We start from the raw sequence: 14,552 nt of genomic DNA on the forward strand, positions 1-14,552 counted from the left end.
GGAAAGCCCGGTCAGATTCCGATCTCGAAAGGCTTGGTGAGCGAGCGGTCCAGTTCCGGCGGTTCGCGCGCAGGTGCCGGTGCCGGTGCCGGCGCTCGGTCCTTCGCCTGGCCTCGCGCGGCTGCGTCGCGCAGGAGATCGACGGTCTCGAGAGCCGAGCGCTTCATTCCCGGATTGCGTTGGACTGCGGCCTCGAGCTTGCCGGCGTCATCGACGAACAGCGTCAATCCATCGCGCAAGCGGGTGACCGTCACCAGGAAGGTTTGCTGGTTCGCCAAGTTACGTTCCCGGCTGTCCATGACCGCGATCCCCCGATCGGAAGTCAGGCCCTGTGCCATATGGGCATTGAGTGCATAGGCGAGATCGAGCCGTTCGAGCATCGGATCATCGCGCCCCAGCGTGTGCTCGGCCCCGAGCGAAGTCTTCACCGTGACGGATTTGCCGTCGATAGCGGTGATGCGCGCCTGATCGGCATTAAGGAGGCCACGCTTGTGATCGGTCTCGGTCCAGCGGATCCGGTCACCCGCATGGATGTCGAGCGCGCGAACTTCGAACAAGCGCAGCGGATCCTGCTCGCCTTGCGGGCGCAACTGGCCGGGCCGGAACTCGAAGCGGCGGCCACGTTCGTTCTCGAGGCTGACCCGCTCCCGCGCTATGTCGGTTTCGACCACCCGATAGCGCCCGGGCCGCAGACCCTGGGCTCGCTGGCGCCGATCGACCTCGACCACCGTGCCGGCTGCATAGCTGCGTGCATAGCGCAGCTCCTCGCGCGTCACGTTGATGCGCGAGAGGGTTCCGAGCCGCATCGGCCCTGGCCCCAGTTCGCCATTGGCCTTCAAGCCGGTCTGGACGGCCTCGTTGACCTCACCGCGTAGCGCCCGGCCCGAAGCATAAATCGACGTCCTTTCGCGCTCGGCCGGCGACAGCGAGAGCCAAGCCGCAGCCGCTTCGACGGCAGCCCCATTTCCGGCTTCCACAACATGGGTTCCCAGATGCCGCAGGGCCTCGTCGATATGACCGCCCTGGGCCGCATATTGGGCGTCGCGCAGCGCCTTCTCTCTAGCGCGGAGGTTGACGCTCATGATTGCGGTTTCGACGCCCACCTGCTGCATGACGTCGAAGGGTTTCCCGGCATCGACTGCGCCAAGCTGCTTCCTGTCGCCGATGCTGGCGAAGCGGTCCAGTTCCAGCAGATTAGCCAGACGAACGAGCTTCTCCTTGTCGGCATTGCCGACCATTGAGGCTTCGTCGAGCAGCACGACGGTGCCGCGCATCGCGGCCTTTGCCTCCGCTACCCGCGATGGGCCGGCCCCTTCGAGCAGGTCTCGATGCTGGCGCAGGAAGCGCGACACCGTCATCGAGGGAATGCCGGTTTCACGCTCGAGCATCTGGACCAGCGTGTTCTGCACCGCGAGGCCGAGCACGGCCCTGCCTTCCTCGCGCAGCACATCGGCAACCGGTTTCAGGACGGTGCTCTTGCCGGCGCCGGCGACACCCTGGATCGCGACGATCCGGTTGTGCGAGGCCAGCAGCAGGCGTCCCGCTCCTTCCTGGCCCGGGTTCAGCGTCATGCCGTATTTGAGCTGGGAGAGTGCCTGCAGCCGCTCCCCGGCAACATCGGGCGGGACGATCGCGGGAGCGAGGCCGCGCCCGCTTTCGACGGCGGCTATGATGCGCTGTTCAAGGCCGAGCGCATCGCGGGTCGTGACAAGGTCGCGATCGGCGCCCTTGCCCTTCAGGAGGTGCCCCTGGCGCAGCAACTGGTCGACACGGTTCTCGATTTCCATGATCGATGTGGGGAGCGCGAAACCGAGCGCCGCGCGGAATATATCGGCGCGCGTGAAGGCCGCCTCACGCTCGCCGAGGTGGCGGATGGCGGAGGCAACAGCATGGACCGCGGCAATCTGCTCCGGTGTCCGGTTCCCCATCCGCGCAGGCAGGAGCGGGTCACGCTCCCTGAGGCCGAGACGGGTCGCGAAGGCTGCGGCAAGCGCGCTGCCCTGCCGCACGAGCCGGAGCGCCGCCTGTCCAAAGCCCGCGACGTTGCCGATGTCCTGCGCTGCGCGCGCGTTGGCCCGGGCGATCACCTGTGCGGGATCGAAACCGAGCCTGGCGGCGGCCTCTCCCCACTGCCGCGCAAGCGCATCGCGATCCACGATCCGGCCCTTCTCCGCTCGCGTCATGAGGTTCGCGACATTGCGTGCCGCAAGACCTTTTCCCTCCATCGTGGCAAGCCGATCGAGGATTTCCGCGCGCCGGGAACTGAAGGCGTCGCGAATGGCTTTGGGAACGCCCACGGCCTCGAAATTGCCGTGCTTGCCATATTCGCCGACCTCATAGCCGAGCTTTTCGACCGCCAGCCGAAAGCGCGCCATGGTCATCGCGTTGAGCAAGGTATTGTGCTCCCAGAGCTTGTCGTTGCGGAGCGCCCGCCACTTGCCGTCTGGACCCTGCGTCACATTGGCAACGACCGCATGAAGGTGCGCATTGGGCTCCTGGTTGCGGTTCGTGTCGTGCTGAAACAGACCCACGACGAGATTGCCCGTCGTGACGACCCGCTCCTTGCCGCGCACCTCCATCCGCGTCTCCGCGAGGTTCTTCTCGGCCCAGACCAGAGTCTCCCTGACCGCTGCGGCATAGGCATCGAGGATGCGCTTGTCCCCGCCGACGAGCGCGAGGATCGACCAGCTTTTGGGCATCGAGAAGGTGAGATCCGTGCCCGCACGATGAACACGGGTTTCGCTGCCGACGCGGCTCCCGTCTGGCAGCAATCCCTTCAACACAGCCTCGAACTGCTTCGCCTCGATTGGCCCACGCAGGCCAAGTCTGTCGGCGCCCTTGCCGAGCCATTCGCCCGATCGGTCGGCATCGGCGCGCGTGTAGTAATTGTCGGCGGCGAAGTAATTGGCAGCGCCGCCGGCGGTGCGGACATTGGCTACAGAGAGCATGATGCCCAACCCGGCCGTGCGGCGCCTAGCTCACGCATCACAGTTCCAGATCGCCGAGATCGGGACCTTCGCGTGACGGGGTATCGCGCTCAGGCAATCCGTCCTCGACCATCAGCCGACGGGCCTCGGGCTCACCGGTTCGACCTGCCGCCTTGTCGGAATCGGATGGCCGGCTTGCCGGTGCCTTTGCCGGTGGAGCATCCGGCCGGCCGGCTTCTCTCGCGTCCCTTTCAGGATCGCTCTCGGCGGTGGTCCGATCGCTGCGAGATCCTAGTCCCGTGGGAGACGCAATCGGGATTGGCGCGGCATCCGATGACGCCTTCGCACCCCTCGTCTTCTCGCCCGGTTGGGCGGCGCGGGAAGGCTTGTCTGTAGGATCATTCGCTCGCGCACGATCGGCTTTCTTCAAGCCTTCCTGTGTCGTCGGCGTCAGGTCGCTGGCGCCCGGCTCGAGCGCGAGAACACCCTGTTTGGGCACCACCGGCTTGCCCGCCCCATCGTCGTTGGAAGACGGATGCTCGGCAGCGGTAGAGGTCGACGGATTGGGCGAAAAGCTGGGGGGCTTCTGCCGGTGAGACGAGGCGGCAACAGGACGCTCCTCGGCCCGCCCGATGAAGGTCTCCGCCAACCTCGGCCGACTTATCGGCTTCAACCTGATGGGAGCCGCCGGGAAGCCGTCGGGGAACTTGATGTACCCCGAAAGCCGGGACAGGTTCATCAGCTGATCGGGCAGGAGCAGCGGCTCGATATGTTTGCGCGGCGTCAGGCTGACCGCATCTCGGGCGTTGTTGTAGCCGTAGGTGTAGCCCTCCTCCATGTCCCGGACCTGACGGTGGCCGATAAAATCCGAGCACCAGGTCGCCGTCTCGCGGTCGGCCGTGCCGAGGATCAGTTTGGTGCGGGCCAGCGACGACAAGGTCATCGCCATGTTCTCGCCGTAGACCTCCTTGAGCTTGGCATAGGCGTGCAGGCCCAGGACGATCGCGCCGCCGAAATTGCGCACGGTCTGGAGCCCTTTCTCAAGCGCCGGAAGCCTGTGCAGCGCTCCCAGCTCGTCGACGAAAAACCAGCACTTGAGGTCCCGGGTTCGTGGGCCAGTCATCAACGTGTTCATCGCCATGTCGAGCCAGAGCGTGAGCAACTGCGCGCAAACACTCATGTCGACATAGCGCGCCGAGATGAACACGACCGAGCCCTTGCCCTCGGCGTCGTGACCGTCGTTCTCGATCCACTGGCGAACCGAGAAGCGCCTCCCCGAAGTCGGGAGGAGCTTCAGCGCCTTGGCGTTCACGTTGAACACGGCACGGATCGATTCCGCCATGCGGGCCGCTTCCGGCGCGGTTAGCGGATCGGCGATCGTGCCGCGCATCATGGCATGGACGCGCGACAGATCGGCAGTCATCAATTCGCGCGCGAGCGCCTCGTTCGTACCCCTGCCCTCGGCGACCAGCTTCAGGCAGAACTCGACGAACAGCGCACGGGCAGCGATCACCCAGAACTGTGCTTCCCCGCCGCCATCATGCGGGACAAGTGCTTCGGCAGCCGCCCAGAACTCACCCTCTGTGCGGCATTCGTCGAACAGGCTCCACTGCGGGCAGCGGGCGTCGAGGGGATTGAGGATGGTGTCCCGATGGCCCTCGTGAAAATGCTCGATGTACGCGCCGGTGAGATCGAAGACGACGCAGCGTTGCCATTTCGCCCGGGCCTCCGCCAGCATGTCCGACATGGCGACGGTCTTGCCCATTCCGGTCGTGCCGATGAGCATCGCGTGGCTCTGTTCGAGACGCCAGGGATAGATGACCGTGGCGAGGTGCGATGGCTGGTAGGGAAACGCCCGGGCCAGTTCGCGCGGGGTACACAGGCGCCATTTCCACCCGAGCGTTTCCGACAATTCACGGGCACGCTCGCGCCGGTTGTGATCACGCAATTCGTCAACGAGTTCGGGAAGCGTGACAAGCATTGCGCCGCGCTCGTGCTTGCGCTCCTTGGAGCGGCTGCCGAACCGCGCGGCAAACCAGTAAAACAACGCGAAACTGGGCACGAGAAACAGCGCCGATCGCACAAGCGCGGCGCTAAGCAAATCGAGCATATGCTCCCAGGCGCGAACCACAGGCGGGAAGGTGTCGAGCATCGCGATGGGGAATTGAATGGATCCGCCAAACGCCGTTTCGAGTGCGATCCTCTTGGTCGGATCGAACTCCATAAAGCCGTAAAATGCGGCATAGGCCCGCATCCAGACGAGATAGACTTCCTGGTCGGTCAGACCCGTCGAAAGGGTCCACCACGAGGTCCATGCGATAACGATGGCAGCGATGATCAACGGCCCCTTGAGGCCGGCTGCGAACATGAAGCTGAAGTGTCCTAGGAGCTGACTGCCGCGGGTGAAATTGACGAGGTTGCGTTTCATGAGACGCCTCCCTCACCGGTGGCCCCGGCCACACCGATCTCCTTGCACTTGCGGGCGTAGGCCTGGTGCGCCCGTTCGCGCAAACCATGGTCGGCATGTCCCGCGAGGAGCGCATCCACACCGACCATCAGGAAGACAGACTGACGCGAAATGCGCTCGACGGTGGCGCTGAAACGGGAGGTGAGTTCTTCCTCCGCGCAGGCATTGGCGAGCAGCGAGCGAACCCATTCGCTCATGCTGATCCCCTTGGCTTTGGCGGCTTTGCGGATCAGCGAACTGAGCTCGCTGGAGATGTAAACCTGGAGACAGATTGGCCGTGTCATGCACGGACTCCTTGTGGTCAGGAGCCCGGTGCGCACTGCGAAAGGCAATGCACGGTCTAAGTCATTCATAAGAACATGTCAAGAACGTAGAGAGGCGCGCGTTTCCGTGGGTTGCGCCGGGAGATGCGGTCACTTCCACGTAAGGCGCAGGGGCCAAGTCATATCTGACTGAGAAGCTGCCCGTTTCAATTTTGAGCAAAAATAACCGTAGTTTCAGTGATATGCCTGCAAAATCCACGGCGACCTGTCGCGTACGGTGTGCCCCCTGTTCCCCGCTTTTGGAGTAGGACCAGCAAGCTGATCCGACCTATCCCGCATCCCCAAGGAACGATCTTCCGGCGGAATGGAAGCGCCATCCTGCACGTGAAGGATTGGCCTGATCGACACTGGGCGAGATGCGGAATCCGGGGTATGATCGCGGACAACTTCCAACGTCATGGAGAGCGACAATGGCCAGCGTGACCTTGTCCGCGACACCAAAGGGCAACGGGTTCCAGGCGACCGTCAGCTATGATGGCTGGGTCTCGATCAGCTCGGCCGAGACCTACCCGACGATGGCCGAGGCGATCTCGGCGGCGGCGATCAAGATGCTCGACATGCCCGAAAGACTCGAGGCAATGGACCGCGAGGACCAGACGGTCTGATCATCGCCGGGCGCCGAGCATAAGAAAAGGAGGAAGCCCGGTGCGGACTTCCTCCTTTCGAAGGTGCTCAAGCTTCGTCGCTCAGCTTGCTCGGTATGGTATCGATAACCCGGTCCAGCATCCCGGCCGGAAGTGCGCCGTAATCGCCCTCGTCGACCGCGATGTAGCCTGCCTCGTCATCGGTCAGGACGTACTGCGTGAAGTAGCTGTGAAAGGACCGGGCATGGGCCTGATCAAGCGCGGCAACGAAGGCCACCTGGTCGGCCTGGAAACCACCGTGGGCAATGTTCATCGAAACGTACATGTCTTACCTCCTGATGTTTGATGCGTCGCATCAGGAGCTGCGAGGATGTGGGCGACGGGCCGGGTCAGGGACCGCGCGGAATGCGCGGCCGCGAAGCGGCGATGGGGGTCACGATTTTTTCGGGCCTGCCCGGAAAAATGGTGGGGCCCCGTCGTCCTTGACGCGGCCCCAAAGCCTACATCACCATCGGACTTCTGCGAGAGAGACCCCTCCAACCTCTGCAGGGACGAACAAGGTCAGCGGAAAAACCAATTTCCTACACTCTGGCCGCCTGACATTATCGGCTGCGGAGGGGACCCACGGCCACCGAAAGGAACACTGATGGCCAGGTCCAAACCGAGTGCTCGGGATGCACTCAAGAAGCTGCGCGAACAGCGTCTCGAACTCGACGCGCAGGAGGTCCGGCTTCGCGATGAAGCCGCAACCGAACTCGGCAAGTTGCTCGTTGAATGCGGCGCCGAGACGATCGAACCGGCGCAACTCAAGCGGGTCGTTCAGGCGTCGATGGCGCTCGGCATCGATGAAACCCTGAAGCGTCTGGCGGCGAAGTAGGCGGTCACCCGCGGCGGCGCGCGGGCTCGATGCCCCGCGCCGCCGCCAACGCCGGCGAGCACAAAAAAAGGCCCCGATGGCTTGTGCCACCGGAGCCTTATCGTGGGGCATGACGATCAGTCCTCGTCGATCTCGGGCGCACCTTCGTTGCTGCCCGAGCGGCCGCCCTTGGTGAGGAAGTCGACCTTGTCGGCGATGATCTCGCAGCCGTAGCGCTTGTTGCCGCTCTGGTCCTCCCACTGCGTGTAGTGGATGCGGCCCTCGATCGTCACCAGCTGGCCCTTGGTGCAGTATTTGGCGACGTTCTGGCCGAGCCCATTGAAGCAGGTGACCCGATGGAACTCGCTGTCCTTGACGGTATAGCCGTTCTCGTCCTTGTAGGTCTTGCCGTCCTTGCGGGCTGGCCGATCGGTCACCACCGAGATCGACGTGATGCTGGTTCCGCCCTGGGTGGTGCGGGTTTCGGGGTCGCGAGCGATGCGGCCAACGAGGATAGCGAGATTGGTCATGGGTCTTCTCCTGGTCGAGCATTCCGGGTCCATCCCGGCTGCAAACCCGACGAAGAAGCGGCCCACGGCGAAGCGCACCGAAGGGAAACCCGGATCTGGTTCGGGTGGTGCGGGCAGCCGGGCGCAGCCCGGCAACTCGGCCGGACCTGATCAGGGTTGCGCGTCTCGACGGGGGTGCTTCAGGACAGGTTTGCCCCAGAGCCGGATTGGTCCCGGACACCTTGATGGGACTGACCCAGCCCTTGTTTAATCCCGCGTGGTCAAAGCCGAAGCGGCCCGTTCCACCCCTAGCGGGAGCTCATATTTCGACGCGGACCGATCGCCCCGTCTTGGTCGGACTGCCTGACGGGACCGCGCCGTCATCGGCAAGATCTTCGCCGATCACCGGATCCGGTTCGTCCAGTCGATGCCCGCGCAGCATCCAGCCCTGCGGGGTGATGAGCCGAGCCCAGTCGGCAAAGGAGGGGATCGAGCCCAGATCCTCGCGCACGTGCTGTTCACCGATAAGACGCACCGGAACGACCCGGCCGTCGGTATTGACGATCGTTGCCCCGAAGAGGGCTTCGAGCATGAAAATGCCCTCGGCGTGGTGTCGCAGCGCACGGTGCCGGGGATCGGCGAAGATGGCCTTGGACTGATCGAACCACTGATGAAGCGCGAGGTAGTCTTCAACTGCGCCGCCCCATTTCCGGACCGAGGACAGAGCATGGTAATAGCAATGCGCCATGACGGCCTCCTTCACAGTTCGGTGTAGTGGTCGTCGTACGCCGTGTAGCGCAGCTTGCAGTCGAGCATGAACGTCTCGGCCGTCACATCGATCTCGAGCGTGCCCCCCGCGCCGTCGTTGATTTCCCAGCCCGGATGATGGAGTTCAAGCGCGGCGTAGGCGAGGTCCTCGAGCGCTTGCTTGAGGGTCGTCTGAACCGGCTCGGCCCCGTCTTCCTCGACGCAAACCGAGAACTCTTCGGGTAGGTCGACGGCGGTGTCGCTGGCGTCCCGACAAGCGATGTCCTCGATAGCGCCGCTGTCACCGCATCCGTCGAAGGCGACTTCCACCGAGGCAATGCCATGGTGACGCAGCGGTGCGATCGCCGCGCGCTTGAGGCGGTTGATTTCGCTGGTGACGCGGGCGCGATTGGCGGCCTGCTGCTCGGTAAATTCGGCAAGCACCATGCTTGGGCTGATCATGAAATCCTCCTGTGCTGTACGGTCGTGCGGCCGTCCGCATGATCCACCAGCACAAGGGCTCACCTCCCCTCTTCAACATCTACGCCAGCGCCGCAGGGGCGCTGGCGCAAAGGCCAATCGGCCTTCAATTGGGCGAATGGGCTCCTGACTTGGGGCTGGTGCCGAGCGGACCGCGGCGATCAACGACGGTGACGCGGCGCGTCTTGGCTTCGATGACCAGGCGTTCGAGGACGCCATTGCCCGGAAAGGCGACGACGTACCTCGGATCGAGCGAAAGCATGCGCTCATTGCGCTTGAAGCCCGCGCGGGCGCCAAGCCGCATGTCGAGTGAGAAGGTCACCTGAGGGATGTTGCGCCGCTCGGCCCAGCTCGACGCCAGGCGATCGACGCCCTTGGTGTCGCCGCCATGGATCAGCACCATGTCGGGAACGCGGTCGCGAACCTTATCGAGGGTCGCCCAGACATTGTTGGCGAAGGTGAGTGCGTCGGCTTCGCTGGGATGACGGGTGCGTCCGCCGGCAAACACGACCGGCGTGCCCTCGGGCATCGCCGCGCGGCGCTTGGCCTCAGCCCGGGCGCGCAGGAAATCACGCCCCTCGACCAGCGCCGAGGTCAGCATCGCGCCGTGGTTGAAGCGCGAACTCGACACCGGCTTCCAGGACGAGCCGAATTCGTTGAGATAAAGGCTTGCCGCGATCTCTCGCATCTCTTCGAGCGTCAGCATGGCGGCTTCGGCGCATTGTGCACGCTCGACCTGGGTTTCGAGTTCGTGGGTGTGGATTTCGGAGCCATCGGCGGTTGCGACAAGCGCCCGAACTTCGTCGGTGGCGCGGTCGAGCGCGGTCGATTTGCGCTCGGCGGAGCGGTGGAACAAGTTGACGAAGGCCCAGCCAAGATCCTCGGCGTCGGCCTCGAGCGCGGTCCCGGTAACGAGCGCGAAGAGATCGGACCAGACCGCTTCGAGCGTCTGAACGACGGCTTCGCGAACCGGAAAATCACTGCTCGAAACCGGGGCGGGACCGATCGAAAATCCGGCGAGATCGAGACCGGCGAGCTGGTCGGCAAAACTGGCATGCATGGGCGTGTCCTCCTGACTGGCGTGAGGCTGACGCGGACCGCTCTTGGCTGCGCCAGCGAGAGCCCGTCAGGGCCAGCTTTGGGCGGACACGCGCACCGAAGGGAAACCCGCTTGGACAGGCTGGCGCGGGCAGGCCGTGTCCCGCAGGGACCGGTCAACACGGGCCTGGCCAAGCCGGGTTGCGCGGGCGCCGCCGGCTGGCCCAGGGCCTCTCTCGCATGGTGCGAGCCATGAGCCACGCTGTCCCGCCAGGATCGGAAGGCGCTATGCAGACGAAGCCTCGACCCGGCCCGGTCTCAGGCGGCACGCTTGCGGTAAACGCCCTCGCCGTTCGACATATGTCCGAGGCAATCGTAGTCGCCGAACAGCGCGTCGAAGCGGGGCGCGATTTGGCGAATCCAATGCTGCGCCCGGGGGCTTCGGGCGCTACGCCAGTCAGCGTCCCAATAGGCCTCGTCATCGCGTTCAACGACCCATACGGCAACGAGACCGCCGTAGACCGAGACCCCGAAGTCGGCGAACGCATTGCGCCGGAGGGTCCGGTCCTCACGGCTACGCCAGCCATCGTAGGCTTCAAGCGACGGAAAGGCTTTAGCAGCGCGCTCGCTGAGGTCCGCGCGCAGCCACTCATATTCGAAGTCCCAGTCCCCTTCGTCATCGACCTCAAGCAGGGTGAACGCGACGATGGCGCCGCTGGGATAGCTGACCGATCGGCCCATGGTGTCCTCCGTCAGGCTGCGAGTGCGACGTCTTCGGGTTCATCGGCGACATCTGCGATCGTTCGCCCTCCGAGCTTCAGCAGCAGGCTGGAGGCTTCCTCGGCCTTGGCTGCAGCGGTGAGAATTGCGCGGTCGTCTTCGCGCAGGAGTTTCAGCCAATGCTCGATGTAACTCGCGTGACTGTCGAGATGTGTCACCGGCAGACCGAGTTCGGCCCCGAGCATCGCACTTGAGAGTTCCGCGACATATCCTGACAGTCCAGCCCTAATCTGACTTCCACCGCCAATTTTCCGGACGCACGTCATGCCGCCAGCTCCTCGGGCTGAGGTTGCTGGGCGTGCATCCAGTCGGCTGCGGCCTGTGCCTTGCTTGCGGCGGTGAAGATGGCGCGAGGGTCGTCCTTCAGCACGCGCAACCACGATGCCACGTATGCGGCATGATCGGCGCGCGGATGGTGGGCGATCCCGAGGTCGGCGAGCACAAACGAAGCTGTCAGTTCGGCGCAGATCTCCTCAATCGCCAGACTGTCGCGCTTGAACCTCTCGGCAAAATTGCGGTCGAGCCTGTGCTTTGCGCCCGTAGCGTGGCCGGCTTCGTGCAGAAGGGTGCCCATCTGCGCCGATGCATCCCGGAACGTCGAAAAGGCTGGCATGAAGATGTGATCGAGATCGATCCGGTAGTGCGCATCATAGGCGCCCTCGGTGATCGGGATCTTGAGGGCCGCGACGAAAGCTTCGGCGTGCTCGAACCGCTCGCTCTCGGGCAATACCGCGACAGGAGCGGGTTCATAGCCCTCGACCTGTGCGAGGTTGAACACGGTGAAGGCCCGGGCGAACATGCGGCCGGGGCCGGCTTCGCCGTCGTCATGATCATCGTCGGCGCGTGATGCGGTCTGCTTCCAGAACACGACGGTGGTTCCGCGTTCCCCCTTGCGGACCTGTGCGCCGAGCGCTGCCCACTGGCGATAGGTCCCCCAAAGACCACTGGAATAGCTGCTAGCTTCAGCGGCAATCCAGAGCGCCAGCACATTGACACCGCGATAGCGACGGCGGGAGGTGACGTTCTGCGGCCTCGTCGTGGCAGCGCCATCATGGTGCCAGGGCATGCGCCAGTCGCCTGCGCCTGCTTCGATGGCGGAGACAATCTCGGTGGTGATGCGCGAATAGACGTCAGCTCGCGGCGTCGCAGGGTGGGATCGGAACATGGCGGTCTCCACGTCGGGCGGAGGGAAACTCTCTTCCGCTCCTTCAGCCCGTCACCCGAAAACCAGCCTCCTCTTCCTCTCCCGCCATGCCGCTATGAGGTGTGGCGGCACCGGGCGCGATCTGCTCGAGGAGACGCTCGATCCTTGCCACCTCGGCCTGAAGCGTTACCCGCTGCGGTTCTGGAAGCCGCTTCTCGCGCAGCAAAAGCCGCGCCTCGTCAGCTCCGCGCTGCCAGGCCGGGCGATGCCGTTCGACAATACAGGCGTTGGGGCAGCGGACCGGCTCGCACATGGCGATCATTGGTCCGGTGGCACCCGGTTCCGAAATCCGGTTGAGGCAAAGGGCCGTTGCCGGATCAAAGAAGCAATCGGCCAGCGGGCCGACATGCAATGTCCGCGCGAGACTGCCGAGCATCGTGCGCAGGCGTGGCCGGTCGGCAATCATGGCGGGTAGCGGCGCCAACTCGTGGCCAACAGTATCGAGTGCGGCTCCGATCCTGTTCGCGGCAGGTCCGCCAAGACGCGCACCACCCTGCCGCTCGTCGAAGTAGACGAGGATATCGTCGATCTGCCCAAGCGCGCGTTGGGCTTCGATTTCTCCCCGAAATCCGGACCGGCTGCTGCCGGCATAGCCTTCGAACGCCGCAACGCTGGCGTGCTTGTACTGGATCATGCCGGCAATCGTCCCAAAGGGCCGGTTGGCGATGTGCCAGGCGATGGTCCGGCGAAACTGGCGAGTGGTCAGGCGCCAGGGCGCGCCATTGGGTCCGACAGGGATGATCGGTGCCTGCGCCGTTCCGAACCGGTCGTTGAGATGATCGCGATACCGGTTGAGTTGCCGGACGATCTCGGCAGAAATGTGCGTCTTGGTGTTGGCCCGAAGCGCGAGGACCGGCCACAAGGTCGTTGTTCCGCGCGCTTGCCCCGCCCGCGCGGAAAGCCGTTCGAGGACGGCGATGGCTTCGGCGACCGGCGCGATCGTGACCCACTCGGTCTCCTCGCCGCCCCCGCGCTTGCCCTTGTAGGCGGTGGACTTGATGCGATGCCGCAAGATCGCACCGTCTTCTGCTCTGGTGATGGACAGGCATCCCCGCTTCATCGCCTGGATCTCGCTATCTCGCATGCCTGAGAGATAGGCACAAACGACGTAGGCTGCCGACTGCAGCATGACCTCTTCGAGAGCCAGGACCTTGGCGTCGAAGCGGGTGCGCCAGGGCAGGCCGGTATCGGGATCGGCCGAAATGGGCGTATCCATCCCGCCGATCTCGGTGCCGAGTTCTGCAATGGCGGCGGCGATGAGGTCCGGCGCGCCGGTGGTGAGGCCAAGGTGCATGGCAGGTTCGGCCTGCGCATCGATGCCGGCATGGAGGTGAATCAGGTGGTAGTTGATCGGCGGCGTGACTTCGCCGCTTTGCGGATCTGTCCGCGTTGTGCCGTTGTGTGGGGTGGTCCAGATCGGAACCCCGCGCCGTTGTCGCCGCAAGGCGGCAATATAGGTGTTGAGGCGTTTGCGTTGCCGCGACCGTCGATCAGCATGATCAAGACCCGCCTCAGCGGCAACCAAACGGTCTCGCGTTGCTTCGAGGCGATCGAGTTCCGCCCGCGCGGCGAGGATGTCATCTGCATAGCAGGTCACGTAGCGCAGCGACCAGGCGAGCAGCGGGGTGATGATCGGTTCCGGAATGCGCGGCGTCCGGTTCTCTCCGGCGATATGCTTTGCTCCCGCCACCGAAAACGGGCTGCGCCCGGGCCATGGCTCAAAGGACAGGCACGCAGTCGGCAGATGGTGCCGCAACTCATGCAGGTCGAAGATTATCCGCAGCAGCGCTGCCGCCGCAACCGGACGCTGTCCGGCAAGGCGCAAAGAGCAGGCGTAGCGATCGGCCAAGGCCTGATCGACCCGGCCGAGATCGAAACGACCCAGCTGAGCCTTTACGAAGTCGAAAAAGCGCAAGGTCCGGTTGGCCTCGCCGCGCACTCCCGCCGGCTCAAGCCGAGAACGGTGCCCGGGCAAATCGACATTGAGCCGCGCATGGAGAATCTGGCGCAGGGCATCGGCGATGGATGGGTCGTCGATACCGTCAAAATGTACCGTGATATGGCAGCGCCGGGCGTTGTCGCGAAACACGCCGGGAGCCAGATCCCAGACCGGATCGCCGTATCGCGAGATATGCGCGCGATCGAAGCCGGGGCGCAGCGGTGCGGACAGGAGCACCGGGAGGGCATCACGTTCATCGCAGCCCTCCGCCAGAACCTGGAGGGCGGTCATGCGCGGGCCTCGGGCGGCAGATAGACCGTGGGAGGTTCGGCCGCGACCTGCACCCGGGCCCTTGCCACAACGTCGTCGCCGAAGGCAGGCAGGATCTGCTGAACAATCCGGTCACGGGCATGGCCGAACTTGGCTGCCCAGTCGGCCGCGCTCAGGCCGGCTCGCTGATCATCGACGAAGGAGAGGAACGCGAGGATGGCGGGAAGCTTGCGCGCGGTGATGACCGCGTTGCGACAATCTAGGCACCCCCAGAACGGCGTGGGACACGCGGTACCGGCAGATGTAAAGGGACTGGAATAGAAGTTGCCGCAGCTGGCAAGCCAGACGTCCTGTTCGCCGTCGAGAAGTGCGCGCGAGACGCCTTCATCATCCGGCGCGGGGCTCGCCAACGCGCCGCGCAGACGCTC

Annotated in this window: 15 protein-coding genes and 1 pseudogene; 3 read left to right on the forward strand and 13 right to left on the reverse strand. The window is 64.5% G+C overall.

Going from position 1 to position 14,552, the window contains the following annotated elements; genetic code table 11:
• Nucleotides 1-11: 11 nt before the first annotated feature.
• From mobF to HHL27_RS11945, 3 genes are read right to left on the reverse strand one after another with little or no spacing between them, the layout of a single operon-like run.
• Nucleotides 12-2,948, reverse strand: a complete 2,937-nt coding sequence (gene mobF / locus HHL27_RS11935) for a MobF family relaxase (protein WP_169493610.1) — start codon at nucleotides 2,946-2,948, stop codon at nucleotides 12-14.
• A 37-nt stretch (nucleotides 2,949-2,985) separates the two neighbouring features.
• Nucleotides 2,986-5,355 carry a type IV secretion system DNA-binding domain-containing protein gene (locus HHL27_RS11940; RefSeq protein WP_169493611.1) on the reverse strand — a complete coding sequence of 790 codons (2,370 nt, stop codon included), beginning with the start codon at nucleotides 5,353-5,355 and terminating at the stop codon, nucleotides 2,986-2,988.
• Complete coding sequence (locus HHL27_RS11945) at nucleotides 5,352-5,678, reverse strand: hypothetical protein (RefSeq protein ID WP_107968763.1); 327 nt, start codon at nucleotides 5,676-5,678, stop codon at nucleotides 5,352-5,354. The genes HHL27_RS11940 and HHL27_RS11945 overlap by 4 nt, the downstream gene beginning before the upstream one ends.
• Before the next feature lie 449 nt (nucleotides 5,679-6,127).
• On the opposite strand from HHL27_RS11945, the gene HHL27_RS11950 reads away from it, so the two are divergent.
• Entirely contained in the window at nucleotides 6,128-6,322 is a 195-nt protein-coding gene (locus HHL27_RS11950; RefSeq protein ID WP_169493612.1) for a hypothetical protein, read from the forward strand.
• Between the two features lie 67 nt (nucleotides 6,323-6,389).
• Here HHL27_RS11950 and HHL27_RS11955 read toward each other — a convergent pair whose 3' ends face one another.
• The gene (locus tag HHL27_RS11955) at nucleotides 6,390-6,626 is read right to left on the reverse strand and encodes a hypothetical protein (RefSeq protein ID WP_169493613.1); all 237 of its coding nucleotides are present in this window, start codon (nucleotides 6,624-6,626) and stop codon (nucleotides 6,390-6,392) included.
• Nucleotides 6,627-6,947: 321 nt separating this feature from the next.
• On the opposite strand from HHL27_RS11955, the gene HHL27_RS11960 reads away from it, so the two are divergent.
• The gene (locus HHL27_RS11960; protein WP_100865750.1) at nucleotides 6,948-7,178 is read left to right on the forward strand and encodes a DUF6437 family protein; all 231 of its coding nucleotides are present in this window, start codon (nucleotides 6,948-6,950) and stop codon (nucleotides 7,176-7,178) included.
• Between the two features lie 116 nt (nucleotides 7,179-7,294).
• Here HHL27_RS11960 and HHL27_RS11965 read toward each other — a convergent pair whose 3' ends face one another.
• The 8 genes from HHL27_RS11965 to HHL27_RS12000 form a co-directional block, all read right to left on the reverse strand.
• The gene (locus HHL27_RS11965; protein ID WP_169493614.1) at nucleotides 7,295-7,687 is read right to left on the reverse strand and encodes a single-stranded DNA-binding protein; all 393 of its coding nucleotides are present in this window, start codon (nucleotides 7,685-7,687) and stop codon (nucleotides 7,295-7,297) included.
• A 298-nt stretch (nucleotides 7,688-7,985) separates the two neighbouring features.
• Complete coding sequence (locus tag HHL27_RS11970; RefSeq protein WP_169493615.1) at nucleotides 7,986-8,414, reverse strand: DUF6915 family protein; 429 nt, start codon at nucleotides 8,412-8,414, stop codon at nucleotides 7,986-7,988.
• A gap of 11 nt (nucleotides 8,415-8,425) precedes the next feature.
• Nucleotides 8,426-8,875, reverse strand: coding sequence for a DUF6878 family protein (locus HHL27_RS11975; RefSeq protein ID WP_169493616.1), 450 nt, complete (start codon nucleotides 8,873-8,875; stop codon nucleotides 8,426-8,428).
• A 124-nt stretch (nucleotides 8,876-8,999) separates the two neighbouring features.
• Nucleotides 9,000-9,953, reverse strand: a complete 954-nt coding sequence (locus HHL27_RS11980) for a DUF2493 domain-containing protein (protein ID WP_169493617.1) — start codon at nucleotides 9,951-9,953, stop codon at nucleotides 9,000-9,002.
• Between the two features lie 296 nt (nucleotides 9,954-10,249).
• The gene (locus HHL27_RS11985; protein ID WP_169493618.1) at nucleotides 10,250-10,672 is read right to left on the reverse strand and encodes a hypothetical protein; all 423 of its coding nucleotides are present in this window, start codon (nucleotides 10,670-10,672) and stop codon (nucleotides 10,250-10,252) included.
• Between the two features lie 11 nt (nucleotides 10,673-10,683).
• Nucleotides 10,684-10,977 (reverse strand): zincin-like metallopeptidase domain-containing protein, encoded by a 294-nt coding sequence (locus tag HHL27_RS11990; protein WP_169493619.1) that lies wholly within the window; start codon nucleotides 10,975-10,977, stop codon nucleotides 10,684-10,686.
• Complete coding sequence (locus HHL27_RS11995; protein WP_066769817.1) at nucleotides 10,974-11,876, reverse strand: ArdC family protein; 903 nt, start codon at nucleotides 11,874-11,876, stop codon at nucleotides 10,974-10,976. The genes HHL27_RS11990 and HHL27_RS11995 overlap by 4 nt, the downstream gene beginning before the upstream one ends.
• Before the next feature lie 43 nt (nucleotides 11,877-11,919).
• The gene (locus HHL27_RS12000; RefSeq protein ID WP_338114887.1) at nucleotides 11,920-13,605 is read right to left on the reverse strand and encodes a site-specific integrase; all 1,686 of its coding nucleotides are present in this window, start codon (nucleotides 13,603-13,605) and stop codon (nucleotides 11,920-11,922) included.
• A 69-nt stretch (nucleotides 13,606-13,674) separates the two neighbouring features.
• Here HHL27_RS12000 and HHL27_RS22800 point away from each other — a divergent pair, with 69 nt between their 5' ends.
• A complete protein-coding gene (locus HHL27_RS22800) occupies nucleotides 13,675-14,169 on the forward strand; it encodes a hypothetical protein (RefSeq protein WP_338114888.1) in 495 nt (164 codons plus the stop codon).
• Here the strand turns inward: HHL27_RS22800 and HHL27_RS12005 are convergent.
• Nucleotides 14,142-14,552, reverse strand: a pseudogene (locus HHL27_RS12005) (hypothetical protein); the annotation flags it as partial. The gene HHL27_RS22800 and the pseudogene HHL27_RS12005 overlap by 28 nt on opposite strands.

Source organism: Novosphingobium olei (genome assembly GCF_012927405.1).
GTDB classification, from domain to species: Bacteria; Pseudomonadota; Alphaproteobacteria; order Sphingomonadales; family Sphingomonadaceae; genus Novosphingobium; species Novosphingobium olei.

Bases quoted from the DNA above. Each gene is read 5' to 3' on its own strand.
- mobF (WP_169493610.1), bottom strand. From the start codon at position 2,948: ATGCTCTCTGTAGCCAATGTCCGCACCGCCGGCGGCGCTGCCAATTAC.
- HHL27_RS11940 (WP_169493611.1), bottom strand. From the start codon at position 5,355: ATGAAACGCAACCTCGTCAATTTCACCCGCGGCAGTCAGCTCCTAGGA.
- HHL27_RS11945 (WP_107968763.1), bottom strand. From the start codon at position 5,678: ATGACACGGCCAATCTGTCTCCAGGTTTACATCTCCAGCGAGCTCAGT.
- HHL27_RS11950 (WP_169493612.1), top strand. From the start codon at position 6,128: ATGGCCAGCGTGACCTTGTCCGCGACACCAAAGGGCAACGGGTTCCAG.
- HHL27_RS11955 (WP_169493613.1), bottom strand. From the start codon at position 6,626: ATGTACGTTTCGATGAACATTGCCCACGGTGGTTTCCAGGCCGACCAG.
- HHL27_RS11960 (WP_100865750.1), top strand. From the start codon at position 6,948: ATGGCCAGGTCCAAACCGAGTGCTCGGGATGCACTCAAGAAGCTGCGC.
- HHL27_RS11965 (WP_169493614.1), bottom strand. From the start codon at position 7,687: ATGACCAATCTCGCTATCCTCGTTGGCCGCATCGCTCGCGACCCCGAA.
- HHL27_RS11970 (WP_169493615.1), bottom strand. From the start codon at position 8,414: ATGGCGCATTGCTATTACCATGCTCTGTCCTCGGTCCGGAAATGGGGC.
- HHL27_RS11975 (WP_169493616.1), bottom strand. From the start codon at position 8,875: ATGATCAGCCCAAGCATGGTGCTTGCCGAATTTACCGAGCAGCAGGCC.
- HHL27_RS11980 (WP_169493617.1), bottom strand. From the start codon at position 9,953: ATGCATGCCAGTTTTGCCGACCAGCTCGCCGGTCTCGATCTCGCCGGA.
- HHL27_RS11985 (WP_169493618.1), bottom strand. From the start codon at position 10,672: ATGGGCCGATCGGTCAGCTATCCCAGCGGCGCCATCGTCGCGTTCACC.
- HHL27_RS11990 (WP_169493619.1), bottom strand. From the start codon at position 10,977: ATGACGTGCGTCCGGAAAATTGGCGGTGGAAGTCAGATTAGGGCTGGA.
- HHL27_RS11995 (WP_066769817.1), bottom strand. From the start codon at position 11,876: ATGTTCCGATCCCACCCTGCGACGCCGCGAGCTGACGTCTATTCGCGC.
- HHL27_RS22800 (WP_338114888.1), top strand. From the start codon at position 13,675: ATGCAGGTCGAAGATTATCCGCAGCAGCGCTGCCGCCGCAACCGGACG.